The following is a 25,898-nucleotide window of genomic DNA, read 5'->3' as shown; positions in this document are numbered from 1 at the left end:
TCGAACAAGGATGCGCACGGCGCACCCTGGTAATTGCCGCAGTTTATGGAATGCATCGCCTCTCACCGTACTCGATGAGAGGCGTACTGATAAAACTAACCGGCTTTATACAAACAACTTGGCGACAGCGTTGCCGTTCGCTGTGGTTTCCACCTTGGTGATGAAGGTATTGTCCTGGTTTGGCAAAGCCAGCTTATGCAGCGCCAGCACCAGGCCCAGGAAACGCCAGCTGACTTTCATCGGTTGCACCAGATCTGGTACTTCAAACTGGAAGGCGATGGCAAAGTTTTGACTGATGCTTTTTGAGAGCGCGGACAACCTGTCAAATGTCTGCGCGGTTGCCGCAGTTCCAGCGGGTGCAGCAGTTTTTAATTGCGCGAATAAAGCCGCCTCGGCAACAACGGCGGCCCACGCCTTGCCTGCGCCATTGGCAATGCGGCGCACTTCCCAAAGACGGCGCAAAGAGGTGCGAATGGCACGAGGTTGAAGCGGGTTATCGGTTGGGATAGGATCAAAACCAAATTGTGGCTCGACAGAGAATAATGCATCTGCCCAGATAGTGGCACTGCTGCTGGCAGCCACACTGGACCATAATTCTTGCTCAGACCAACCTGTATAGCCAAGGCACCATGCAATCCAGTCCGCTGGCGAGCCGTCCATGCCACCTCGTTCAGCCCCAGCATCGACCGCCGCAGTCAGGCTGGCCAGGCAGCTCTCTTGAACAGCAGCAATCAGTTCGTTAACCGGGGTTTGCAAGAGGCGCAGCCAGGCATCCTGATCAAGCACGCAAGTGCCATTGATATTCGCCTGACTTACCCGTGCATCTGAACCTGCCGTGCCGCCAAATAAAAAATCACTGATGCGCGAACCGCTGCCTGGTGAAACAGCGTTGAGTTTTTCCAGCAAAGCAAAAAAATCTTTCAAATGATTTTTGTTAATTTTATCGCCACTGCCTTTGAATTCTGCATTGAAAGGTGGCGGACTGTCTTTCAATGCCAGCATTTCCAGATTCAGCGTCAAGCTGGATTCACTGACCAAACCTTGAGAGTTGACAGTGCTGCTCAGGGCGATGGCATCTTTGGCGACGATGATCCTGCCGTCGCGGTCAGCATTGACGGTAATGTCGTCGAGCACCTTGGTCGTGCTCTGGACATTGATAAAATCAAAGACACTCAGTGACAAAGCCGTGCTGATCTGGCGTTGCTGCGTGCGGCCAAACAGGCTTTGCATTTCTTTTGCACTGCCTTCGCTTTCGCATATCTTGATTTGCGCTGCATAATTATCCAGCTGGCCAGTCCAGAGTGACCGATATAAAGCGCGTGCTGACGGCGTGTCTTGCACAAAACCTATCTCGATCAGGGTCGTGGTACTTTGTTTTTTCTGGTAAGCATAGGCGACTTCCAATGCCAGTTTATTTTTCTCTATCTTGGCAACGGCCTTGGCTACACGTTCCCTGGCTGCTTCATACGACTTGAGCCAATTACTCAGGCGAGTAGTGGCTGCATTGACTTTGACTTGCAGATCCTCGATAAACTGTTGCAGGTCTGCGCTTGCCAAACCCAGGGACTCAGCTATCTGTGTGGTTGCGGTGTTTGTCAGTCCAGTGAGTTTGCCAGCCAGCGCAGCGATTTCTGCATCAATCTTTTGAATGATATCTTCCAGGGCGCTGGTGATTTTTGTATCCAGTGTAGCGCTGTCATTGAGCGCGCCAGCAAGCAGGGTTTTGATCTGGGTCTGTATCGCATTACGCGCATCAGTGATGGCTGCCTCGCCTTGTGTCAGATAATTTTTGCTAAAGTCGTTGACAATATTGCCCAGGCTGTCGCTCAGGGCCTGAGTAGCCCTGGTGCCTCCGCCTGCAGCAATATTGAGCAAGGCCTGGGCCGCATGTGTCCAGTCGCTGTCGTCAGTCAGGTTCAATTTTTTATTCAAGGCAGCCAGTCCCAGGCTGCGCAGATCAGAAAAGCCACCCAGCTTGCTGATCAAGGGTTCAGCCGAAGGCAGTATCTTGCTCATGACAGGGTCCAATGCCGCCTGTATGCCCTCTATTCCGATGGATGCAGAAATATCGACAGAGGCCCCCGTGCTTCGACTGATACCTCTGGCCAGCTTGACGATGGGCTTGCCCTCTTTTTTGATCACAGTCAGGTGCAGGTCACCTTCAAGCGCCCAACTGGCCGCAAACTCTGCCGCAAGACCAGCGGTGATATTAATTGGCTTGCCCAGGGGGACGGGGCTCCACGAAGGCGTAGCACCCATACTGGCCGCGGTCTGGACCAAGGCACTACTGGCCTTGATGCTGCCACTCAAGTTCGCTGTGCCGGCAACATCGAAGCTGCTGATGGCAAAATCACCCCCCTGACAAACTCTCAGTGCACTTGGCAAATCACCCGGTACAGGCAATTGCGTGAGGCTGTCCAGCAAAGCCTGACCCACATAGTCGCTGGGCGGATAATTGAAGCACAAGTCAAGATGGGCCGTTGCCGTAGCCCCAGCGGCGAAACCAATACTTCCCCACACCGGCGTGGCATCGGCAGCTACATTTGCGCCAAGATTACCTAGCAAGCCCAGGCGGAAAAAGCTTTTCCCTGGCACGGGCTGATAGCCCAGGTCCGTGGCCCAATCAGGCTGCTGGCTCAGCACTTCGATCACGGCACTGGCTTGCACGTTGGCAGCAGCAGAGGTTTTAAATGTGAGTGCGCCAGCTGCTATTTGGCCATCTGCTTGCGCATTTTTCGCCAGCAACGGGTAGGTGAGCAAACCTTTGGTGGCAGGCGGAACAACTTTAGCCTCAAGGAATGTTGATATTTGATAGCCCAAAGGCTGCAATGCAGCAGGGAGTTGATTGCCCAGTGCGGTACGCAAGTCCGACCATTCTGCTTTGAGCGTCTCCCAGTCAGCCTGCTCCAAAGCAGCCGGTTTTTGATCTTGCTCAAGCGCGCTGAGCAAGTTTTGCAAGGCGGCTGACCAGGCAGTGCCAGGTGCCGGATTGCTCGTGCTCAAGGTATTGAGGGCACTCAGCAAGGCCGACAACAAGGACAAATTCTGTCCCTGATTTTGTACGCTATTACTTAACCACGAGAGATTGTATGCACACATGTTTTAACTCCGCTATGAAAAATAAAGGAAGAACAGCAAGCGACAAGAATGCCCATGCGCCATCGCCGTGATGACACGCACAGGTATAGATTGAAAAAGGTGAAGAGACTGTCGAGGCTGGCTAAGCCCTGCAATGTTGGTCTTGCATTGAGCATGGGGGAATCATGCAGCCGGACTAGAGCAATTGATCATTCATTGAATATGAATTAATCAATTATCTAGCATATTAGACATTTGTTTCAAATGGTGATGATTGATCTATTTGCTACATTATTTAACAATTAGTGCATTTTTTTATCTTGCTTTCTTGTATGTATTTCTTCATCGCTACATGGAGGATGTACCTGGGTATTTTTCTGCAGGGCAAGTTAAGGCATTTTCAGCTTCTCATCAACGAGGACATTTTTCTCTTCGCAAATGCTGTCACGCCATTTTTTTGAAGTACCGGAGTCGGCTTTGATACGACCCCAAAATGGCTGGTCATCTTCCCTCAGTTCCATCATTTCTGTATTGCAGTCATAGACGGTGATGAAAGGGGATTTCACTAATTCCCCCGGGTTTTTAGCGCCACGAATCTGATATAGAGGAAAAGAGCGCACACTGCCATTCATGCGCATTTCTGACAGCTTGTAACAAGCGGAGTAATCAGTTGTGCTATCGGACTTGATACAACGCATATCCTCAGCACTTGCCGACAGACACAATAGCAGTGCCGCAAAGCTGCTCAAATAGGGTAGATGACGATGCATGATTGACTCTGGAAAACGAAAGTAGAGATTAAATCATGGCAGAGAGTATTTCAGTCCGGCTAATGCAGGAGTTGAATTTTTCAATACCGGGCGTTGCGCAGCGGGCTACTTGCAAGCAGGTAGCTTATAACGCATTCTGCATTTCTCAGTGCGGGGTAGGGTGCGCCATGCGCACCATGTACATGACGAGATATGCACATGATTTATTGGAGTAAACGGTGCGCATGGCGCACCCTGCTCAATCTCATCAACCACTATACTTGGCAGCGTCGCTCCAGCGCAGGCTGGAGCCTGGCGGCGTTCGTCAATCAAGAAAGAAACTTCGCAAATCTTGATACATCAAAAAAACGACTGCAAATCAAACCTCACGGTAAAAATACCATGGATTCCTGCCTGCGCAGGAATGACGACTGAGAGGATGTCCAGGTAAAAAACGGCACGATCTGCAAGGGCATCAATGAAACGACTATACCTGTAGGGTGCGCTGCAGGGGGCGTAATAACGCACCGGTTTTTTTGGAGAGAGAAGGGAAGATGCTTCACACACACGGAATTGTATCAACAAGAGCAGCACCAGGGTTTTGATGGCAGTATACTGCCAGGTAATACAGCATCATGCTTGCCTGAAAACTCCAGACTGGCAGATTAAAAAATATAGACAGGACCAGTAATGAAAAATACAGGCTCAGCTTTCCCCAGTCACTTGCAAGCAAGCTACCCCAGGGAATATCGCTTGTCACTCAGTTGGCGTTTGATCGCCCTCTCGCTGGCCATCATCTTGATAGTCGGCGGGATGGCAGGTGCTTTGCTGACTACCCTGGAGGGGCAGGGCTTGGGCAATAGCCCAATCTTGCTGGTGGTTGCCTTAATACTGAGCGCCATGGGTGTTTTCTTATTAATCGATGTCCTCAAATACAAAATAGTGCTGCAGCATGATGCGATTGAGGTGCACAAGATGTTTTCCAGCAGACGTTTGCTGCGTTCGCAATTGCAAGGCCGCAGGCTGGTACGCCGTCATAATGCGCCAGAAGAAATCTTCCTCATTCCGCTGGACCCACAAGAGAAAAAAATCCAGATCGCCAGGATGCTCAACACTGATGCCGCATTCCAAAGCTGGATGGATGGCATCACTGACCTTGATGCACAAGAACAGCAAAAGCAACTTGATGAAATTGCTGCCGACAGCAATCTCGGCAGCAGCAAGGCAGAGCGCTTGCAAAGACTGGAAACGGCCAAGCGCCATGCCAAGCTTGCCAATGGTGCTGCCCTGGTTTTTTCTTTCTGGCTGATTGTCTTTCCCGAGCCTTATGACTTGCTGGTGTTGTTTAACTTGATATTGCCATGGCTGGCCTTGTTGATGATGAAGCTGGCAAATGGCATGTATCAGCTCGATGCCAAACCCACTGATGTCAAACCCAACCTGGCCCTCATGATCATCATGCCTTGCGTCGCCTTGATGTCACGTTCCATGGCGAACATTAATCTGGTCAATCACTCGGCGGCCTTGCTAACTGCACTTGCCTGTGGCCTGGTATTGCTGACGCTGGGTTTGCTGGTAGATCGCGCCTTGCGTAGCAAATTTGTGATGATACTCTTCATGGTCGTGATGTTTTGTGTCTATGGTTATGGTGGCGTGACCCTGGTCAATGTCCGCCTTGATCATGCTGCCACGACCAGCTACCAGGTTCAGGTATTGAGCAAGCGCATCTCTAATGGCAAGAGTACGTCTTATCATTTGCAACTGGCACCCTGGGGTCCTATCCGTCAATCAGAAGATGTCACCGTTGACAGCACCATATTCCGCAGTATCGCTGCAGGTGGCATGGCCTGTGTCGATCTGCACAGGGGTGGCTTGCACATGCCCTGGTATGTGGTGTCTACTTGCCCGTGAAGCAGTATTGTCTTGGTCCTGGCATATATAGGATGGGCAGGGCGGGCAACCAGGCTCAGTGATGCAGCATAAGGGAAATTAAATAAAGAAATTAATTTTATCTTTGGGCTATGGTCAGACACAACAATAGAGAATGAATTGCCATGCAATGCAGCAAGTTTGATTGACGCAATCTGGCTAACAGGCCTAACATATATGCTAAGCATGTGCTGCTGTTGAAAGCACAATTCAGGAATAGAAGTTCAGAAATAGAATCAGGTTGTGGAAAAAGCACAAACCCCTCAGGTGAAAACAGAAAAAAGTCTTTTTAAAGACGAGATCACTTTCCCATATATTTATCGTTTGTCACCCCTCTGGCGATTTTTATTCAAGCTGTTTGCGATTCTTATTGCGTTGGCCGGGATGTCGAGCATGTTGTTGACGGCGATGTATCTGAAAGTACCAGAGACTAGCCTCATCTTGATGATATACATGTTGTGCCTGCTGCTTACTGCCCTGGGCTTGTATTTTTTTCTGAAAGTCAGCCGCTACCAGCTCATCTTGTATAGGGATGCCATAGAAGTTCACGCGTTGCATGGGATAACACGTCTGTTGCATGCCCAGATCAAGGGGCGTCGTGAATTTCGTCCCTGGATAGAACTCAGAAACAGAGGACCACGGCATGAGCTATGGCCTGCCCCTAAGATGTATCTTCCTTTCATCCCCTTTGTAGATGTGACTGAGATCTTGTCTATCGACAAAAAACCAAAAAAAATCCATGTGCATTCCTTGCTGAAAACGGATGCTGTATTCCAGACCTGGTTCCATGCGATAGAAGACCTGGATGCGCGGGACAATCAACTCGCTCTGGACGAGATTGCCAAGGACAGCAATTTTGGGAATAGCGAGACTGAGCGCATGCAACAATTGGCTACTGCAAAAACAGTGGCAAAGCACCTCAAGTCATCTTCCATCGTTATTGCTATCTTTGCGCTACTGTTTTCAGGCATATCTGATGTGGCCATACCAGCCCTGGTGCTATTGCCCTGGGCGGCGATTGCGCTCATGGCATGGTCTCCAGGTCGCTATCAAATCGCTGAGGGTTCAGGCAATGTCAGGCCAGACCTGGCCTTGCTCTTTATCCTGTCTAGTCTAGTGCTCACGGTATATGCGCATGACGTTGGCACCGTACTACTCCAGCTTACTGATATCCTGGTGTTCGCGGCGATAGCTGCCATCGCCCTTACCGGCTTGATCTTTCATCTTGATCGCTTTGCGCGACGCAGATATTGGGTCTTGTTTTTCTTGTTATTACTGAATGGCGGATATGGGTACAGTACTTTCGTCCTGGCAAATACCAAACTGGATAATGCTGCACCACAGGTTTATAAAGTCGAGGTAATGAAAAAAACAGCGCTTCGTGACAAGGGAGGCTACATCTTGTTGCTTGCACCATGGGGTGAGCAAAAACAGTTTCAAGAAGTAAGAGTGACACGTGCAAGCTACGAAAGCATCAAGATGGGTGGTAATACCTGTATTCTTTTCCATCCTGGCGCTTTGCACATGCCATGGTATCAAGTCTTGCCATGCATGAAATGACGGTCTGGTTTAATCTGATGATGGCGATTTTGGAGCTTGGTCTTTGTTGTCCGGTCGCGCGACAGATATTGTATGAACCCGGGTAACAGGACAATGAGCAGTAATACAGATTCACCTAGCAGTGCAATAATAAATGATTGACGGTCACCGCCAACAGTGCTGGCGATCAGTACTGCGAATGCAGCACAGATGAAGACAGCGCTGTGGATCATGAAAAAAACAGGTTTTCGAAAAGCCCCTTTGATGAGAAAAGCGAGGCTGATGACAAACCCAAGTACTGCAACCGGGATAGAGCAAAAGACAAATATAGCTCCACGCGCGCCATTCCAGTTATCGGCCATCGCTATGCCTGGCATCGCGGCCGTCAGAAGGAATAATAAAACCAGGGCCAATTTCCTGCCAGGCCCATCATGTGTAAATGCTGGTCGCAGCATATTGCTCAGTTTAAAAATAATTCCAACATGCCTCAATCCACAAAAACAATATCCCCCTTGCCCTGAGGCGGGATTTTGATGGCGATGGCCTTGACGGGGCCGTTACTGACGATGCTGCCAGCATGGGCCGTGCCTTTGGGGATGACGATCAGGCTACCGGGTTTGAAATCCTTGCGTTCATTGCCCAGCCACATGCTGCCGCTGCCCTCGATGATGTATTGCAATTCATCCGTCTGCGGGTGCGTGTGCTTGGCGATATTGCCTGACTGTATACCGACCGTGGCATGGTCGGTGGTAACCAGGGTGCGGGCATTGAGTTCCGGGTTGCTGGTCTTGGGCAAGTCATCATGCTTGATTGCCTGCAAATCGAATATTGCAGGGGATAACGCAGGCGCATCTGCACGCGCTTCGCTGACGGCATGTTGTATCAGCGGCGATGCAATGATGCCAGCAAAAAATGCCGCGATGATGGTCGAGGTCTTGTTGATGCGCATGATGTCTCCGTTATTATTGGGGTAAATAGCAAGTGTACAATACAAGAACGCTGTACAGGTCGCCTCTTGCAAGCTGGGTATGCTGCACAATTTAGTGCCGGGTATGCACGAAGTAATCAGTTTGCTAGGCTGCGTTTTGCGCACCATTTTTAATCCCATCATGCTTGATGGCGCACCCTGCAAGGTGAGGCAACAGGCAATGCGTCTGGTGTTTGCGGCAACTTTCAGGGCGCGATGTGTGTCATGAAACTCAGCGCCAGGGTGCCCTTTGCACTGGTCGCAGGCGAATATTTTTCACGTCCGTTTCAATTGTTACAGACCGTTGTTCCTTCACTGGCAAGCCCTGCGTTTTTGCTACAAATCATTACAAAACCCCGTCAACAACAGTTTTACCATGAACGTTAATGTCTGTATGTGCTAGCGGCTGACCAATTTTTTTGCCTGTCGCTAGCTGTGGACATAGAAACGGAGTAATAAAATGAAAACCTTGCCTTTATCTTTAAGTGCAATTGCTGTTGCTGCCATGATGACGGGTTGCGTGGTGGCACCACGTCCCCACTATTATGCGCAACCCCAGCCTGTATATGTACCTCAGCCGGTGTATGCACAGCCTAATGTAGTGGTAGTGGAAGCAGCGCCACCTGCCCCCTATGCGGAAGTGATAGGGGTAGCACCAACACCCGGTTATATCTGGATAGGTGGTGCCTGGTTCTGGGAAGGTGGCCGTCATGTCTGGCATCGTGGTTACTGGTCTGCCCCACGCTCGGGCCATTTCTGGGTTGAGCATCGTTGGGAGCAGGTAGGCCATTCCTGGCATTTCAGGGAAGGGCACTGGGAGCCGCATCGTCGTTGATGCTGGTTCACACATGATGGCGCATGCTATTGCGCCATCTGGCATGGCCATGCTTTAATCGGGCTGTTATCATCAATATCTTCACCAGCCTTTTTGTCTTGCCTCGCCATGCAGCTTTCCTCTGTCAACCGCCATCGCCGTACATTTTTGTCAAGTGCAGCCATACTGATGCTGGGCACGCCGCTGGCCCATGCCCGCAGCACTTACCAGAAGATGCAACTGGATGGCTGGACAGTGCTGCTGGATCAGGGCGCGCAGACGGCAGATGAAAAATCCAGGTCTGCCTTCCTGACTGTACTGACAGATCAACTAAACAAACTCAGCAAGTTGCCAGCCCATGCCCAGCCTGGTTTGCATGTCGTTAATATCTATGTTTCCAGCGGCACCTATCGCGCCTTTGGTGCACAGCATCATCCATCGGCACAATGGCTCAGGGAGCATGGCTACCCAGTCGAGTTTGCTGGCAATATAGAAATCTGTAACTGGAAAGAATTCACTAATCTTGTCAATACCCAGCCCTATGGGCTATTGCATGAGATGGCGCATGCCTACCATTTCATGCACCCAGAACTTGATGCCGCTATCCTGCGCGCCTACGAGCATGCCAGGGCCGCCGGTCTCTACCGCCAGGTCACACGCGACCATCAGCCCGCCCTGCAGGCCGCCTATGCACTCAGCAATCACCGCGAATATTTTGCCGAGCTGAGCGAAGCCTATTTTGGTGAAAATGATTTCTATCCCTATAACAATGCTGAGCTTAAGCAATATGATAAACAGGGGTATGCGATGATAGAGAGTGCGTGGAAACCCTGAGGTGTTGGCTCAAGCGCAGGAATGAATCGCCTGGATAATTTCAGCGGTTGACATAGATAGCCACAGCAATGGCGATGACTATCCAGAATACGATACCGATCAGGCTGGTCATGTCTCCACTAATGACGATGCCCTTGCTGTCACGCCAAAACGAAGCTTTGTTGTAAGGCGATGATTCACCCTTGAAAGCTTCGCCGCGCATGGTACCCAGCGACAGCACGGGGATAATTAATCTGCCCGTGCCATAAGCAATGACTTGCAAGAGAATTTCAAAGATGAAATCGAGCATGCGAATGAAGGTGGCCAGGGTGGAATAGGGATCAAACTTCCAGGACTCAGTGTATCAAGAATCAGTGTAGCAATAATTACGCGCTCTTTGCGCATTATTTTTAAAGTGTCAGTTATTGCCTTGGAATACGCAGCACTTGGGTTGGTGAGGAAAAAACGGTGCGTTACAACGCACCCTACAAAAAACCGTACGCCGTAGGGTGCGTTATAACGCACCATCAATGTACCAGCTTGTCTAAAAAAGCGGTGCGCATGGCGCACCCTACTTCTCTGTGCCTCTGTGTATCTGTGGTGCGATTCTTGGTCTTGATCTTCCCTGCATAACAATTCTTATTTTTCCATGGACGCCCGGAGGTGTGTTCCCGCACATAGGTCGCCGCCTTTAAGCGCTATCCTGAGCTGAGTCAATTTGGGCCTTGGATTGGAGCTTGCCTGCTTGTTTCCACCCGGCCCGTATCGTCTTCACAGATCAGGAGAATAACATGCAACAAACAGTCGCCGAGTTATTGGTTGCCACTTTGCACGAGCTGGGTGTGCGGCAGATTTTTGGGGTGGTGGGCGATGCGCTCAATCCTTTTACGGATGCCATACGCAAAAACAAGGAGATGCAATGGATAGGCGTGCGGCATGAAGAAGGGGCGGCGCTGGCTGCCGCTGGCCAGGCCAAGCTGACTGGCAAGCTGGCGGTCTGTTGCGGCACGACGGGCCCTGGTGCCAATCATTTGATTGCTGGCTTGTATGAGGCACATAAAGACCATGCGCCGGTATTGGCGATTTCTGGCGGTGTTCCCGCTGCGCAGCGCGGCAATGATTATCTGCAAGAAAACACGCCGGATTTATTGTTCCGCGATGTGGCGGTGTATACACAGACACTGGCCAATGCTGACCAGGCAGCCCATGTCTTTCATCAAGCCATTGCCCATGCTTATGGCATGCATGGGGTGGCCCACCTGAATATCCCGCCTGACGTATTTGCCGCAAAAACCGATACCAAAATGGGCAGCCTGGCCACCCTGAGGGCCGCGCCAGAAATGGCCGCCGACCCTGAGGATGTGGCCGTGGCACTGCACCTGATCGAGCAATCCAAAAAAATTGCGATTTTTGCTGGCACTGGCTGCCGCACAGCGATCTCGCAAGTGCTGCAACTGGCAGAACGTTTGCAGGCCCCCATCATGCATACTTTTCGCGGCAAGGACATGGTCGCCTATCACCATCCTTACTGGATGGGTGGGGTGGGCCTGATCGGCGGTGCACCTGGTGTGGATGCCATGCAAGATGCCGAGCTGGTCTTGATGCTTGGTTCTGATTACCCGTATACCGAATACCTGCCCAAGAATGGCAAGGTCATACAGATAGATCTGCGCCCTGAAGTGCTGGGGCGGCGCACTGGTGTGCAACTGGGCATAGTTGGTGCTATCAAGCCCACTGTTACCCAATTGCTTGAGCAATTGCCGCAACGGCAAGAGCAGGATTTCTTGCATGGCGTGCGTGATGCGCGCAAACAATGGGATGAGATGCTAGATAAGAAAGCCGTGCTGCAAGAGAGTGGGCAGCATGTCAATCCGCAAGCCCTGGCACGCGGCATCAGCATGCATGCGCAAAGCGATGCTGCCATCATCATCGATACTGGTGTGGTCACGCTGTGGTGCGGCAACTGGATACAGCAATCTGGCCAGCAAAGGATACTGGCTTCCTTTAATAATGCTGCGGTAGGTACCAGCCTGGGCCAGGCAAATGGCGTGCAGGCCCTGGATCGCGACAGGCAAGTCATTGTTGCCGTGGGCGATGGCGGCTTTACCATGTTGCTGGGTGAATTCATGACCAGTGTAGAACATCGCCTGCCTGTGAAGGTGATTGTTTTCAATAACCAGCAATGGGGCCTGGTCCACCTTGAAATGGAAGAGGCAGGTTTGCCTGCCGACAAAGGCAGCACCTTTCCGAATATGGATTTTGCTGCCTTTGCAGTCGCTTGCGGCGCAGCTGGCTTTACGGTCAAAAGATCCAGCGAACTCGATAGCGGTTTGCGCCAGCTATTTGCTGCCAATGGTCCGGCAGTCTTGAATGTGTTTATCGACCCGGCTGAGTTGCCGTCTATGCCGCATATCCATCTCGACCAGATATGGCGTTTTGGCCTGGCAAGGGTGAAGGAAGCCTTTTTGTCACTGGGCGGCAGTTGAGAAAAAAATCCTCATGACCAAGCGCAGCAGTAAGTCCCTGTGGAGTAGTTCTTTCAAACGTCTGTTTAACAAGATGAGCAGCTCGGTGACACTTGCTGGTGTCAAGGCGATTAAACAGACGCTGGCCACCGCCAAGCCTGTCAAGCCTGCCAAGTCTGCCAAGGTGGCAAAGATAGTCAAGCCAGCGAAGCCACGCAAGCCTACCAAGCCTGCCAAGCCAGCCTTAGTCGCAAGCACCCACTGGACAACAGGCGTCACCGTCAGTGCCGCAGGCACACGGCGCTATCACGTGTATCGCCCACCCGGCGTGCGCAGCAATGAACGCCTGCCTCTGATAGTCATGTTGCATGGTTGCCTGCAAGATGCAGAAGCAATGGCAGCCAGCAGCAGGATGAACAAGCTGGCAGAGCGCAAGCGCTTCTGTGTGCTGTATCCTGAACAGGAAAAACTCGCAAATACCCACGCCTGCTGGAATTGGTATGACAGCCGTTCAGGCAGGGCGCAACGCGAGGCCAGGTCCATCCATGCGGTGATAGACCAGCTTTGCCTGACGCAGGCCATAGACCCGCAACGCATGGCCGTGGCGGGCCTCTCTGCCGGTGCCAGCATGGCGGCGCTGCTAGTCTTGAGTGATCCCCGGCGTTTTCGGGCGCTTGCCATGCATTCCGGCGTTGCGCCCGGGCTGGCGCATTCTTCAGCGACTGCGGTCATGGCCATGCGCGGACGCAGGCAGCTCGCTGCACCGCTGCCTGCGGATATGACATTGCCTGCCTTACTGATCATCCAGGGCAGCAGGGACCGTGTCGTCTCCCCCGTCAATGCGACACTACTGGCGCGGCAATGGGCAGAACAATCCGGCGCGCAAGCATCCAAACCGCGTAGCGTACAACGCGGCGCACGTTACCCAGCCACCGTGACGGATTATCGCAGCCAGGGCAAGCTCGTCGTCAGCCTGTGTGAGATCAATGGCCTGGACCATGCCTGGAGTGGCGGCGCAACTGGCCATGCCTATAGTGACCCTAAGGGGCCAGATGCCTCTGCCATGATCTGGGCTTTCGCCAGCAAGCACTTCATATAAGCAGCATGAGCAGTGTGTGCGCATTCCCATTTTCTCTATCTGCAGAATTGTTTATTTTTCATGTGAAAAATCTATGCGCAGTGTTGGGCAACACACAGACATAAAATTTCCGGCTGCCTATCATGAGGTCATTCTTTCATGTCTTTTATGAAGAAAAAACCTGAGATGTCATTGTGAATAAAACTAACTGAAAGCAGACGGATAACTATATGAACAACAATGCCACTGAAGCAAATATGCTGATAGTCGCTCCTGAGGGGGCAAGCCGTACAGGTACTTCAGGCGTGTCCTGGGGAGCCGTATTCGGCGGTGCGGTCGCGGCTGCGGCCCTTTCCCTGATATTGTTAATGCTGGGTACGGGCCTGGGCTTGTCTTCGGTGTCACCGTGGTCTTATAACGCCACCCTCATGGGCATTTCGACCATCGCCTGGCTGGGTTTTACCCAGCTTGCTGCCTCCGGCATCGGTGGTTATATTGCTGGCCGCCTGCGCACCAAATGGACCAATGTGCATGATAATGAAGTCTATTTCCGCGACACCGCGCATGGCATGCTGGCATGGGCTGTGGCCTCTATATTGACAGTCGGCCTGCTGGCCAGCGCTGCCCATAGTATCCTCAGTGGCGCAGCAGATGCAGCAGGCACAGCAGTCAATGCAGCCGCTACGGTGGCAGGCAATGCCAAAGTCAACCCGGTCGATTATTTCACTGACATGTTGCTGCGTACAGAGCAGGCTACGACAGATAACACTGTGGCCAGCAACACTGGCAGCGCCAATAACGTGCGCATGGAAGTGGGCAGAATTTTGTCGACGGATGTGGTCAACGGCTCTTTGTCCGCCACAGACCGCGATTATCTGGCCAGGCTGGTCGCCAAGCGCACCGACATGAACCAGATCGACGCCACTAAGCGTGTAGACGCGGTATTCGCCCAGTTCAATCAGTCAGTTGCTGACGCCAAGAATAACGCCAAGATAGCCGCAGATCAGGCACGCAAGGCAGCCGCTAATTCTGCCCTGTGGATGTTTGTCGCCCTGCTGCTGGGTGCCTTTGTCGCCAGCCTGGCAGCTACCCTGGGTGGCCGTCAGCGTGATGAGGCCCACGTCATCGCCTAAGCATTATTTGCCTGAGCCCCGCCCTTGTCGCCGGACCGCACAAGGGTAGGTATCAACCATCATTTCTGGAGATTATCATGCGTTCTATCTTATTGTTATTACTTGGCATCCCACTCCCCATCGTTATCCTGATTGCCTTGTTTGTGCGTTAAATCAGGGTAAAAAAAGAACCTGGGAAGCCAGGAGATTTGATCAAGGCCGGTCTGTTGACCGGCCTTTGTTTCGTATTGTGGCCGTGATTTTCGATCCACCCTCACCAGCTTCTCAAGGGATGAGTAGGGTGCGTTATAACGCACACTACCAGGCTGAACATAGGTGCGATTAGGTGAGTGATTTTGCCAAGCGACGCCAACCGCGTCGCTGGAATAGCGGGATGTCCTCTCACTCGTCATTCCTGCGCAGGCAGGAATCCATCGTATTGTGGCCGTGATTTTTAATCCACCCTCACCAGCTTCTCAATGGATGAGTAGGGTGCGTTATAACGCACCCTACTGTTTGTTCATGATGGATTCTTCTCTGTGCACGCTCTGTGCCTCTGTGGTGAGATTTTTGGTCTTGATTTCAGGGAGTCATAAGATGACTTCAGCTCTTGTAGGAATTTACGGCTGAAGCCGCTCCTACGAATAACAACGATCCAATAAACCTGGTAGGGTGCGTTATAACGCACCACAAGTCATGCACACAAAAACGATGCGTTATCACGCACCCAACGCCACAAACTAGTTGACAGCCAGCAGTTTTTGTTTTCCCGGCAAGCTCTTCTGCAAGTTCACCCGCTGTAACTCCACCTGATCAAGGCGCACGAAGACGTAGCCTTGCTTTTGTGTTTCCGCCAGCGCCACGGCCAGGCCTTCGGCAGAATCAGAGGCGGGTTTGTTCATGTGGGCGATGATGACATCACCGGCTTGCAGGCGCTTGAATTGCTGGATGATGGCTTGCTTGCGCAAGGTGGCACCCTGGTCGGCGTTCAGGGAGAAGCCAGCGATTTTATAACCAAGCCGGTTGATCTCTGACATGGCAATCGGATCATATCTGGCGCTGGCACCGCGATACCATTGCGGGGTGGTGCCGATGGCGCTGGTGATGGCTTTGGCACCTTCGGTGACTTCGCGCTGTAGCGCGGCGATGTCGGGTTCACCTGTCAGGCCATACACTTTCCTGCCTGGGCCGATGATGGCGGGAATGTGTTTTTCACCGTGATCTTCGACATCAAACAAATCCAGGTGGGCTTTGATGATGGCGACGCCTTGCGGGTTTTTATCCAGCCATTTCTTGGTGACGAAGATAGTGGCGGGGATGCGCTTGCGTATCAAAAAATCGAGCAGGTCTGCATCAAACTTGCCGGAGCAGGCATCCAGCGTCAAGGCGATTTTCTTGTCTGCCATGGCAGGCGCAGCGATGCGGGTATGTACTTCCACCGGCATGGCTTGTGCCATCGGCAGGCAAGACAGGCAGCTCAGTATCAATAACAGTGGAAGGCGCTTGCTGCTCAATATCATGGGGGACAATAGGTGCTAAGACGAGCAGGAGTATACGCAAAGCGGGCGTAGGTGCACTTCAAATTACAATTGGTAAAACTTCATAAAGAGCTTCACACTACCAAGAGAAAATTATCTATTTGACAAAGTCATTTCATTGACATAATGTATTTGTTTGCCATTTTCCTAAAATAGAAAGCCACTCATATGAAATTCACTACCGTCTTGCTCAGCATGCTGCTTTCGCTTTCTGCATCCAGCCTGGTCTACGCTACCCCAGCAAGTGCGAATGCCAATGGCGGCAGCAGCAGTAGCTTCAAAATGGAAGGCGACACTGCCATCTCCAGCATCAGCGGCGAGGCTGGCATCGTCACGGAAAATGGTAATGTGCTGGAATTAAAGAATGGCGAGTTGAGTCTGAATGGCACTGTCATTTATAAAAAGAAAGGCGCGCTCAAGATACAGATGGTGCGCAAGGGCAGCGCTGTCAGCCTGACTGTCGATGGCAAGGATGTGCCCGTGCCAGAACAAAAGAAAAAATAAATACCTGTAGCTTGCCAGGCAGTGCGCCCTTCATGCGCGCACTGTGTTGACTTTGTCTTTATCGATGCAGCGCCAGGTTTATTTTTGCGCGGCTGGGCAAGTCTCAGGCATTTTGCGCTTCTTGAGCAGGGCGATCAAAGGCTTGTTGGCGGATGAAATGGCATTTGCATACAGTGGATAATCACGATCATATTCACTCACTTCAGGACAAATAAAGGCAGCAAGTTGCGCATCACTGAGTTTGTCGAGCACGGCTTGCAATTCTGGTGACATGGGCGTATTGCCAAAGATCAGGCTGCCACCCCGGTTGAGTTTGCGCATGGAGGCACCGCTGTTGACCAGGTAAGCCAGCAGGTCTGCACCACCATTGGCCAGCATGTCCAGATTGACTTTCTTGTGCAGCTTGCCTGCCATGGCTTCTGCCTGTGCTGGCGTCATCTCTCCCAGACGCGCTTGTATGCTATTGCCCTCTGCAATACTAGAGGATGCGCCATGCTGGCTGGAAAATCTTTGTAATACCCAGGTCTCTGCTGGTGACAGGGCATTCGATTGATACAGCGGGTCATTCGGGTCCATGCCAAGATCGAGGGCAAAATGGATGGCTGCAGCATTGCTGTCTTCCACTGCCAGCGACAGCAGAGAGTGCCCGGCGACGATACGTTTCAAATCCACATCATGGGCTTGCAGATAGCGCAGTGCTGGCAGTAAACGGTCTGCTGGTGGATGGGGTTTGCGGGCAAACACATCCCACCAGGATGGCGGCCGATGCTCTGCTGTATAGTCAAATTGTTCATTCGGGTATGCCTGCGACTTGCAGGTCAGCGACAAATGCTGTTCGACAAAAACTTCCATCAGGCTGGTATCAAGGCTGATGAGTACCGGGTTCAGATAAGCGCAATAGGCTGCTTCATCCTGGTTATCAGACTGTAAGTCAGCCAGCAAGAGGCGCAGGTCAGCAACACTGGCTTTGGGGATGATGCATTCTTCCAGCGTGCGCTGCTTGCTGATTTGCTCGTGCCTGTGGGATGCCAGTTCTTTTTCAAAACGGGCATGTTCACCTTCGCAGGCGGCGCTGCGCAAGAAGTTTTTCAGCCAGTCGCGCTCGTTTTGGGCTTCTATACGTTGGTTCTCACGCTGGCTCTGCCACTGTTTAACATGGTTCACTGCCTCGACCGTCATCAAGCTGCAAAATATCAGGCCAGGGAAAAACACCAGCGGTATAGAGAGGCTGATCAAGGTCTTTTGCCACCAGCGCTTTTTCAATTTGATGAACACCACCACCATCACGACAATATTGAGCAAGGCGCTGCCAATGACAGACCAGATCAACTCATCCAGACGGGTGTTGCTGACGCTGACGGCGGCAAAGGCCTGGCTGGACAGGGTGACGGATGACAGTATGAATAACAGACGGAAAATTGGGCGCAAAAGCGAGAGGATATTTGTACGCACTTGTTGTGTTTCTGGTGACAAGGCTGGCATATGGTAGTCTGGAATAATTTTCTTACATTCTGACGACAAATCTTATCATGGCTTTCTAGCTGGCATCAGGCGCGGCATGCGTGCAGGCATCAAAGTATCCATTCATTGTTTTGCGCATCATGCATCACCATGGTATTTGAATCAGATAGCTCACTTGCGTCTTGCAACGCTGCAAAAATAGCTTCTTTTGAATTAGGCCAGTAAGGCACAGAGAAAGAGATTTGGGTATCAAAAACATGAACCTGAATCGGGCATGCATCTACTTCTTTGACGTATGCCTTCATCGATGTATGTTCGCTCTCCGGTCTATAACCGTACTTAATTAAACGAATAAGAAATCTTGCCAGATCCTCTTCTTCAAATCTGGAATGTTCAAAATCTTCAATCGCGAGACCCCCATCGATTTTCTTTTTGATGTCTGCGTGATAGATCGAAATAACGTAACTCATGTCAATGTACAGTATGTGGAAGTTAATTTTTTTAAAGACTAGTTGATTGGCATGACAGCGGGGCTAGGACGTGATTGCCAGGCTCTATACTACTGCTTAGCGAACTATATCACTGCTGCATATTGACATTTTATTCGCCACTTTATTTCGCCACTTTATCTCGCAACTTCAGGGGCAAGTCTCAGGCATATGTCTTTGCCTCAAGAAGGACACCAGCTCCTGGTTTTCCATTTCCCTGGCATCGAGATAAAGTGAATAGACAATAGCATCCTTGCTGCTTTGCGGACAAATGAAATCCTGCAATTGCTGGTCATTGAGTTTATCCATCGCTGCCCGCAAGGCGGATGTCAGGTGAGTATTGCCGCGCATGAAGCCATTGCCACCCTGGTTCAATTGCTTGAGGTTGCCACCGCGTTGTATCAGGTAAGTCAGCAAGCCTCCACCACCGTCTTCGACCGCTTCCAGGTTGCTTGAATAACGTTTCTTGCTGGCCAGCGCATTTGCTTCTGCCGCTGTCAATTCGCGCAACCTGGTTTGCAGGCGTTGCATATCTGCCGTGCTGTAGCTGCCCAGGTCGGTAAAAGAGAATCGCTGCAATATCCAGGTCTGGGCCGGTGTCAGCGTTTGTTCATCTTCAAAGCTGGCATAGGGATCAAGCCCTGCATCAAGAGCAAATAAAATCACATCGACATTCGCGCTGGCCATGGCCAGTGAGAGCATGGAGAGCTTGCTGGTAGTGAACTTCATATTTACATTATGGGCCTTCAGATATTGCAAGGTCTTGAGTAATGTAGCTGTATCTGTCTTTTTTTCTGATAATAATTCCCACCATGACGGTGCTGGCTTGTCAGGCGTGTCGCCATAGTAAGTATTCGAAGGGCAGACCAGCGATAGTTTTTGCTCGACGAACACATCCAGCAAGCTGGTGTTCATGCTCGTCAGTACCGGTTTCAGGTAATTGCAATAGGCTAATTTATCTTCTTCTTGCTGCGAGCTCGTCTGCAAAAAACTGCGCAAGCCTGCCTGGTTGGCCTTGGGGATAATGCATTCTTCAAGCACTCGCTGACGGGTTTCTACATCATGCTGGCCTGATGCCAAAGCTGCTTCCAGGCTTTGCTGGTCAGCATCATCGCAAGCGGCAAGGCGCAAGGGATTGCGTTGCCAATCCTGCTGGCGCTCAGCTTCCTGCCGCTGGGCCGCTTCGGCATTTTGTTTTTGATACACTTGTTGTGCGACATAACTGGTCGCCATGCTACCGGCCATGCACAGCGGGAACACCAGCAAGGGCGTGGCCAGCGCCAGCAACAACCGCGGCAAGAACGCATGCTTGGACCTGACAAACACCACGATCATCACAACGATACTCACCAGCGCACTGCCGACCGCACCCAGTATCAACTCTTCCAGCTCGGAATGCTGGCTGTAGGCAAAGGCCGGGCTGGCGAAGAAGAATGTAAATAGTGTGATTAGCAGGAGGTAAAGATATGGCATGGTTGGGCATCATCTATTAGACGTTGTATGTGTTTATTGCTGGCACGTACTTGTTCAAATTTGTGCCGACTATACCATGACCTTAGTAGTGATAACCATTATACAAGTAGTGGAAAATTATGTGCCATACGATGCTGGCAGGAGGTGATGACCTCCTCTAATGAATAAGATTGCTGATCAAACCCTGCGTGAGGGAGTGTAAAATATACGCTACTCCAAAACATTACTACATCATGAATATTGTTGCATTTGGAGTCTCCATGCCGCTGTCAAGGTTCATGACAGAGTTATTTCCTATCTTCGCTTTGCTGTCTTTGCCAACTTTGATAGTGGTTGTACTGTTGCAGATATTAAGTTTTGCAAATGCTGGCGCATTTTCCGATGCCAGACGTGAATGGATCGCACCGTCGATAATTCTGACGGTGATATCAGCATTATTTCTGCGTCTTGTTTTGTACATGTTTTTCTCAGATGCATCACTGTTACCAGCACATGCACCGTATGCCGGATTCCTGTCTCTGCATGTCCTGCTTTCTTCGGCATTGGCTGGATTTTTCTTTGCCTGGATGGCTTTGAGCAGGTCGCGTAAATTTCGGCCCTTGAATGATGTTGAGTACTATGTGCGCTGGCTGTTGTTAAGCTGCTTACTTATGTTATTACCGAACATATTGCTCTTGTTAGCAATGGGCTTGTCTTGGTTCCCAAGACTGCCATGGGTCATTAACTATAGTTCTATTGTTAGTAAAATTCGTTCGCCTTTATACTTCATAGCGATTCCAGCCTACATCTGGCATTTATATATCCTGAAGCATCTAGTGACGCTTGCGAAAAAGAGCAAAATATTATGGGTAGGATCTGGCATAGTTTATTGGATAGTGCCAACGTTCTATTTCTGGCTGATGGAATATCTGTATTCTATCGGTCGTATCGATATGCACTTTGACTACCGAATAGTATTCGGCACTCTTTTCATATGTGTGCTTGGGAATTTCGCTATCGTGCGTAGCGTACGTCGCTTAGTTAAAGAGCAGTTGAGGTTTGAAGAATTTGTCAGGGAAAGCGAACAAGCTGATCGGTAAAATACAAGGCATTGTTGAATACCTTGTATTTTTAAAAAATAGACTATCCTCGCTTCAACCTATCCCTTTCCTTGGGCGATCGCATAAACACCTTCAAATTAGCCCTTGCCGCAATTTTATTCAGCGGTGTTTGTTGATGACGATAGGTTTCGCGTAGCAGTTTTTAGTCGTTGGCCAGGACGGATTTAGCTATACCCGGTGAGTCCAGCAAGATCAGGCTTTGTCCGGTTGCCATCCAGGGTGATAGCAATTATCGGATCAACCCAGCCATTGCGTATACTCAATACCATTTTGAATGGAACCTATCACTTGCGCCTGGTTTTCTGTACTCTCGCAAAAACTTGCCAGGACTCCGGCGGCGCTTATTCTTCCTGAATCAAGTTCTTTCATCCAGTAGTCAAAACCCGCTTGATCGGGGGCGCGATGGAGTACGTTCTTATACATCGCCTGTATCAAGATGCTGGAGCTGGGATTATCACCATATAGTTTTTGGAATTCTGGAGATTTAAAAAAGCCAGCTGCCACCATGGTCAGGCTGCTGCCTTTGTCCATGTCATTGATCCAGTATCCCAAACCAGCCAAGTCAGGTTTTCTGTCGAATGCTGCCTGATAGAGTCGATATGCCTGTCCCGCAACGCCATTGATGTCGAGAGCGATCATCTTGTCGCTAAATTGCAGCCTCTCAATATTCACAAGACTATCAGTACCTTCATCGCTCGCTTTGGCTGAAATTGTATACGTGCCATTGGTCTTGTTGAAAACGCGGGTATAGTCAGCGGCGCGGCCGCTGTACACGGCAGTGTCGACCCCGGTGCCGCCGTCTATCATGTCATTCCCTTTGCCACCAGTAATGCGGTCGTTGCCAGCGAATCCAAATAAATTATCATTGCCTGCAGTGCCTGTCAGGGTATCTGCATTATTGGTGCCTATGCCAGAGGATGCGCCAGTGTTCTTATAACCCAGCATATCAAGGCTGATCACCTGGTTGCCGACGACAAAGCCGCGTACATCATTGACGTAGGGGGTAGTGGTGAATGAGGCAGGGGTGATGTCAGTGCTAACGCGTATATCGTCATCAGCATCAAACACTTTGCTATCTATTTGTGCTGGTGTGATGCCTGCGACATAGCTGTTGGAAATCTGTATGTTATGAGAAAATCCAGAGCCACTGAAAAAAGGGTCCAGTTTAATAATCTCGCCAGCATTGATAAAATTAGAGCTACTGATATTCAGCGATCCACCAAAAAAACCTGTCCACGCAGTGACTGTTATGGGCGTATTGACGAAAGTGCTATTGCTGATATCTGCATTTTTAGTTCCAGATGCGTGGATAGTCGAATTGATGAACAGATCCGAGCTAAATTTGCTACTCTTCAGCGGGCTGATAGCAGACGCTTCTATAATCGATTTCGATAACTGGATTGAACCGTCACTGAAAAAATCATCCACAATGACATGAGAAAAATAGGCATTGTCGCCCGTGATCTTGCCTTGTGTGCTATCTGTCGAAATCGTGGCATTACTGAGTCTCGCCATCTGGGTTTCATTTCCCGCCAACTGCAAATCACCTGCCAGCAAGAGGGTATTCCCACTCAGATCCAGCGTTACACCGGGCATGATGGTCAGCTTGACACCTGCCGCCACTTGAACTGGTTCTTTGTAAGTAGTGTTGACACTGATGATGGTGTTTTCTCGGATAATGATAGTCATGGGCGTGTAAGAGGTTTGATACTGAAAGTGCTTGCAAATGGGATTTTGCTAATGCGAACAGGTATTTTGAAATCGCCAAATAAATTATGTTTATTTTAACATGCTTCATAGTAATAATGAGCAGTCCAGTCAGGTCTGGATTGCTCATTTTTTTCTATATGAAGTAAAAAATGAATAAGCTGCAGTAGATGAGCAGGCTTCCTTGTCGCGCCCATCGCCATCCGCCAAGATCCGGAGACTATTGCGATTTAGCTTGCCATGCAATGGGCTGCGCCTTTGCAGGAGCGGCTTCAGCCGCGAAAACTCATTGCATTCAATTTTTATGTCACACGATGAATGTCATCAGAAATTCGCCGCTAAAGCCGCACCTGCGCAAGCCTATCCCCGCTTCAGCCTGTCCCTTTCCTTGACCGAGCGCATCAAGACTTTCCACTTTGACCTTGCGGCAATTTTATCCAGCGGGGTTTGCTGGTTGCGCTGGCTTTCACGCAGCAGTTTTTGGTAGTTCTTGAGCCTGTCCTCATCCACTGCGGCGCGCACGGCGCAGCCGGGTTCGCTCTGGTGGCTGCAGTCGCGGAACTGGCAGGTGGCGGCCAGGGCATCGATGTCAGCAAAGCTGGCGCTGAGTGCCTCTTCGTCGAGATTGAGTTGCAGGCTGCGCAGGCCAGGGGTGTCGATAATGCAGGCCCCGCCAGGGCAGAGATGCAGCGAGCGTGCTGTGGTGGTGTGGTGGCCGCGGTTGTCGCCAGCGCGCACGCCGCCGGTTTCTTGCGCACTGCTGGCCAGGGTATTGGTCAGGGTGGATTTGCCTGCGCCGGATGAGCCCAGCAAGATCAGGGTCTGGCCCGCTGCCATCCAGGGCGCCAGCAATGCTGCGGTGGCGTTGCTGAGCCCATTGATGGCAAACACGGGCACGCTGGCAGACAGGCGCTGCTCTACCTCCGCCAGCCGAGTAGTGGCATGCTCATGCATATCGGCCTTGGTCAAGAGCACGACAGGGGCGACATCAGCGGCATGCACCAGGGCCAGGTAACGTTCCAGCCTGCGTAAATTAAAATCATTGTCCAGGCCCATGACCAGCAAGGCGGTATCGATATTGCTGGCCAGGGCTTGCAGGCGGCCTTCATTATTACGGCGTGCCAGATGCGTCAAGGGCGGCATGCGGGTGATGAGGTGGTAGCTGCTCTCTGCTGTACCACTGAGCAAGCCCCAGTCGCCGACGGCCAGGCTTTGTTCATCAGTTGCCAGTTCATGCAAAAGACGCAGCAGGGCGCGCGCCTGCATAGTCTTGATGCCATTGTGGACAACCAGGCTGTCGCGGTGTACTTCAGTAATGCGCACCATTTGCAGGGTGCTGTCCTCAGTATGTTCTGCTGCCTGTTCTGCTGCCAATCCGTGCAACTGATTGGCGATAGCAGGTGTCAGGCCGATCAGGCGCAGTGAGGCGAAATCAAAATTGATCATGATTAGTGTGTCTATCCATATTCATGGGTATGCATCGATTGAGGATGCACCAAGCCATCCCGCAGAACTGGTAAAAAACCAGGACGTGCAGGAACGAAAAAGAAAATGGAAGTCGGCGCGTGATCAAACGCGCATCAATGCACTAGCACACTAGCGGGACTATTTTAAAAACGCCAGAAAACGATGCAGGCAGATCAGGCAGCCGACAGGAGGGCAATATCCGTGGTTCTCATGCTTTTGTCTCCTGTGGTGGTTGAAGGAAAGCGTAGTGTGCCAGTAGCACGGCGGGGCGTCAAGTGAGCTTCTTAAATCATGTAAGCTGGGCGTGAAAATAAAAGTCGGTGCGCACGGCACACCCTGCACATGACCGTGTCCTGTAGGGTGCGTTGCAACGCACCGCATCTATGCTGCTAAGGCAAGAGTAATGCTGATGCCAATGAAAACAAATCAAGGCGTTTTGATGCAAGACTGTAGACCCTTTGCATATTCATGTCGCTGGATAGTGCCTTGCCAGCGACATGTCTTTGCATAAGAGTAGCCCATACCCCACTTGCATCAGCTCACTTCAAGTCCGGTTCACCGACACCCCGCCATCCACCAGCATGGATGTACCCGTCATGAAAGACGCAGCATCCGATGCCAGGAACAGGGCTGCCCTGGCGATTTCTTCTGGCTGGGCCAGGCGCTTCAATGCATGCAGGCTGGCGACCTGGGCCATGGCCTCTGGCGTGTGGTTCATCTGATGTGCCATGGGCGTGTCTGTGCCACCAGGCAAAATCGCATTCACACGTATGCCTTGCGCGCCGAATTCTGTTGCCAGTGCCTGCGTCAATCCATTCAAGCCTGCCTTGCTGGTCGCATAGGCTGCTACGCCAGGGAAACCCATAGTGTGACCGACAAAGGAGGAAGTAAATATCAGGTTGCCACCACCGCGCTTGAGCATGGCCGGGATCTGGTATTTGGCGGCAAAAAAAGCGCTGTTCAGATTGGTGTCCAGGGTATCTTGCCAGCCTGCTGCCGACACCTCAGGTGTTGGCCCCATTGCACCCATGGTGCCCGCATTATTGAAGGCGATGTCCAGCCCGCCAAATTCATGCAAGGCAAAATCGACCAGGGTTTGTGCATAGGCTTCATGCCTGACATCCCCAGCAATGCCAGCGGCGCGGCCACCCGCCTGCCGTATCTCTGCCACCAGACTATCGAGTTCAGCCTGCCGCCGCGCAGCGGCAATGACGGTTGCCCCTGCACGGGCAAACAGCAAGGCGGCAGCCCGCCCTATGCCTGCGCTGGCTCCGGTGATGATGGCGATTTTATTGTTCAGTTCTATCATGCTCTTCCTCTTTGTGGTGTTGGACAAGAGCGGGCAGTATTGATGTTTGGGCCTGGTCAGTCTCGCCAGAATCGGACTGGGGATTTTTTTCCGGGTTATGGCGCACAGTTTGAGCCAGGCAATTCCAGGCCAAACGCCAGCGCGCAGCGGGTATGGAGTGCGGTTTCCGCAGGCTTTGATAGCCCGTGTAGGTACGATTAGATTCTATGGTTCCCGTCAAGTTTTTATCGAGATGAGATCAGAATTAAAATCAACGCTGTTCTTGAACAGGCTAAAAGCAACTCGCAATATTTTACGTGCGATGATC

21 protein-coding genes are annotated in these 25,898 nt (G+C 51.2%); 9 read left to right on the top strand and 12 right to left on the bottom strand.

The genetic code is table 11. From position 1 onward, the window contains the following. Positions 1 to 105: 105 nt before the first annotated feature. Both ACO0LF_RS26660 and ACO0LF_RS26655 read right to left on the bottom strand, forming a co-directional pair. Positions 106 to 3,099: a hypothetical protein gene (locus ACO0LF_RS26660; protein ID WP_423019602.1), complete on the bottom strand. Its 2,994-nt coding sequence runs from the start codon at positions 3,097 to 3,099 to the stop codon at positions 106 to 108. 368 nt (positions 3,100 to 3,467) lie between these two features. Beyond that, positions 3,468 to 3,710 carry a hypothetical protein gene (locus tag ACO0LF_RS26655; RefSeq protein ID WP_423019600.1) on the bottom strand — a complete coding sequence of 81 codons (243 nt, stop codon included), beginning with the start codon at positions 3,708 to 3,710 and terminating at the stop codon, positions 3,468 to 3,470. Positions 3,711 to 4,517: 807 nt separating this feature from the next. Between ACO0LF_RS26655 and ACO0LF_RS26650 the strand changes: the two genes are divergently transcribed. Continuing rightward, positions 4,518 to 5,738: a hypothetical protein gene (locus ACO0LF_RS26650; RefSeq protein WP_423019598.1), complete on the top strand. Its 1,221-nt coding sequence runs from the start codon at positions 4,518 to 4,520 to the stop codon at positions 5,736 to 5,738. A gap of 411 nt (positions 5,739 to 6,149) precedes the next feature. Beyond that, positions 6,150 to 7,316, top strand: a complete 1,167-nt coding sequence (locus ACO0LF_RS26645; protein WP_423019596.1) for a hypothetical protein — start codon at positions 6,150 to 6,152, stop codon at positions 7,314 to 7,316. On the opposite strand, the gene ACO0LF_RS26640 is transcribed toward ACO0LF_RS26645, so the two are convergent. Together ACO0LF_RS26640 and ACO0LF_RS26635 are read right to left on the bottom strand one after the other, a co-directional pair. Beyond that, on the bottom strand, positions 7,292 to 7,708 hold the full coding sequence (locus ACO0LF_RS26640) for a hypothetical protein (protein ID WP_423019594.1): 417 nt from the start codon (positions 7,706 to 7,708) through the stop codon (positions 7,292 to 7,294). The two genes, ACO0LF_RS26645 and ACO0LF_RS26640, sit on opposite strands and share 25 nt — an antisense overlap. A gap of 74 nt (positions 7,709 to 7,782) precedes the next feature. Further along, entirely contained in the window at positions 7,783 to 8,244 is a 462-nt protein-coding gene (locus tag ACO0LF_RS26635; RefSeq protein WP_423019592.1) for a cupin domain-containing protein, read from the bottom strand. Between the two features lie 478 nt (positions 8,245 to 8,722). Here ACO0LF_RS26635 and ACO0LF_RS26630 point away from each other — a divergent pair, with 478 nt between their 5' ends. Together ACO0LF_RS26630 and ACO0LF_RS26625 are read left to right on the top strand one after the other, a co-directional pair. Further along, entirely contained in the window at positions 8,723 to 9,097 is a 375-nt protein-coding gene (locus ACO0LF_RS26630; RefSeq protein WP_423019590.1) for a hypothetical protein, read from the top strand. Between the two features lie 108 nt (positions 9,098 to 9,205). Further along, a complete protein-coding gene (locus tag ACO0LF_RS26625) occupies positions 9,206 to 9,910 on the top strand; it encodes a hypothetical protein (protein ID WP_423019588.1) in 705 nt (234 codons plus the stop codon). Between the two features lie 40 nt (positions 9,911 to 9,950). Here the strand turns inward: ACO0LF_RS26625 and ACO0LF_RS26620 are convergent, their stop codons facing one another. Next, positions 9,951 to 10,199 (bottom strand): hypothetical protein, encoded by a 249-nt coding sequence (locus ACO0LF_RS26620; RefSeq protein ID WP_423019586.1) that lies wholly within the window; start codon positions 10,197 to 10,199, stop codon positions 9,951 to 9,953. 481 nt (positions 10,200 to 10,680) lie between these two features. Here ACO0LF_RS26620 and ACO0LF_RS26615 point away from each other — a divergent pair, with 481 nt between their 5' ends. From ACO0LF_RS26615 to ACO0LF_RS26605, 3 genes are all read left to right on the top strand, one after another. Beyond that, the gene (locus tag ACO0LF_RS26615) at positions 10,681 to 12,375 is read left to right on the top strand and encodes a thiamine pyrophosphate-binding protein (protein ID WP_423019584.1); all 1,695 of its coding nucleotides are present in this window, start codon (positions 10,681 to 10,683) and stop codon (positions 12,373 to 12,375) included. A 13-nt stretch (positions 12,376 to 12,388) separates the two neighbouring features. Continuing rightward, positions 12,389 to 13,453 (top strand): alpha/beta hydrolase family esterase, encoded by a 1,065-nt coding sequence (locus ACO0LF_RS26610; RefSeq protein ID WP_423019582.1) that lies wholly within the window; start codon positions 12,389 to 12,391, stop codon positions 13,451 to 13,453. Between the two features lie 209 nt (positions 13,454 to 13,662). Continuing rightward, positions 13,663 to 14,565, top strand: coding sequence for a hypothetical protein (locus tag ACO0LF_RS26605; protein WP_423019580.1), 903 nt, complete (start codon positions 13,663 to 13,665; stop codon positions 14,563 to 14,565). A 719-nt stretch (positions 14,566 to 15,284) separates the two neighbouring features. Here ACO0LF_RS26605 and ACO0LF_RS26600 read toward each other — a convergent pair. Then, positions 15,285 to 16,064, bottom strand: coding sequence for a polysaccharide deacetylase family protein (locus ACO0LF_RS26600; RefSeq protein ID WP_423019578.1), 780 nt, complete (start codon positions 16,062 to 16,064; stop codon positions 15,285 to 15,287). A 186-nt stretch (positions 16,065 to 16,250) separates the two neighbouring features. On the opposite strand from ACO0LF_RS26600, the gene ACO0LF_RS26595 reads away from it, so the two are divergent. Beyond that, positions 16,251 to 16,586, top strand: coding sequence for a hypothetical protein (locus tag ACO0LF_RS26595; protein WP_423019576.1), 336 nt, complete (start codon positions 16,251 to 16,253; stop codon positions 16,584 to 16,586). Between the two features lie 78 nt (positions 16,587 to 16,664). Here ACO0LF_RS26595 and ACO0LF_RS26590 read toward each other — a convergent pair whose 3' ends face one another. From ACO0LF_RS26590 to ACO0LF_RS26580, 3 genes are all read right to left on the bottom strand, one after another. Next, positions 16,665 to 18,107: a hypothetical protein gene (locus tag ACO0LF_RS26590; protein WP_423019574.1), complete on the bottom strand. Its 1,443-nt coding sequence runs from the start codon at positions 18,105 to 18,107 to the stop codon at positions 16,665 to 16,667. Positions 18,108 to 18,157: 50 nt separating this feature from the next. Then, complete coding sequence (locus ACO0LF_RS26585) at positions 18,158 to 18,517, bottom strand: hypothetical protein (RefSeq protein ID WP_423019572.1); 360 nt, start codon at positions 18,515 to 18,517, stop codon at positions 18,158 to 18,160. A gap of 168 nt (positions 18,518 to 18,685) precedes the next feature. Further along, positions 18,686 to 20,008, bottom strand: coding sequence for a hypothetical protein (locus ACO0LF_RS26580; RefSeq protein WP_423019570.1), 1,323 nt, complete (start codon positions 20,006 to 20,008; stop codon positions 18,686 to 18,688). Between the two features lie 233 nt (positions 20,009 to 20,241). Between ACO0LF_RS26580 and ACO0LF_RS26575 the strand changes: the two genes are divergently transcribed. Beyond that, complete coding sequence (locus ACO0LF_RS26575; RefSeq protein ID WP_423019568.1) at positions 20,242 to 21,087, top strand: hypothetical protein; 846 nt, start codon at positions 20,242 to 20,244, stop codon at positions 21,085 to 21,087. Positions 21,088 to 21,345: 258 nt separating this feature from the next. Here the strand turns inward: ACO0LF_RS26575 and ACO0LF_RS26570 are convergent, their stop codons facing one another. The 3 genes from ACO0LF_RS26570 to ACO0LF_RS26560 form a co-directional block, all read right to left on the bottom strand. Beyond that, positions 21,346 to 22,797, bottom strand: coding sequence for a DUF4214 domain-containing protein (locus tag ACO0LF_RS26570; protein ID WP_423019566.1), 1,452 nt, complete (start codon positions 22,795 to 22,797; stop codon positions 21,346 to 21,348). 378 nt (positions 22,798 to 23,175) lie between these two features. Next, a complete protein-coding gene (gene rsgA / locus ACO0LF_RS26565; RefSeq protein WP_423019564.1) occupies positions 23,176 to 24,261 on the bottom strand; it encodes a ribosome small subunit-dependent GTPase A in 1,086 nt (361 codons plus the stop codon). A gap of 565 nt (positions 24,262 to 24,826) precedes the next feature. Next, positions 24,827 to 25,591: an SDR family oxidoreductase gene (locus tag ACO0LF_RS26560; RefSeq protein ID WP_423019562.1), complete on the bottom strand. Its 765-nt coding sequence runs from the start codon at positions 25,589 to 25,591 to the stop codon at positions 24,827 to 24,829. Between the last annotated feature and the right edge of the window lie 307 nt (positions 25,592 to 25,898).

Origin of the sequence: Undibacterium sp. Di27W (genome assembly GCF_049340345.1) — a bacterium.
GTDB lineage: Bacteria > Pseudomonadota > Gammaproteobacteria > Burkholderiales > Burkholderiaceae_D > Undibacterium.
The sequence above is the reverse complement of the archived record's forward strand: the minus strand, read 5'-3'. Positions and strand labels throughout refer to the sequence as shown.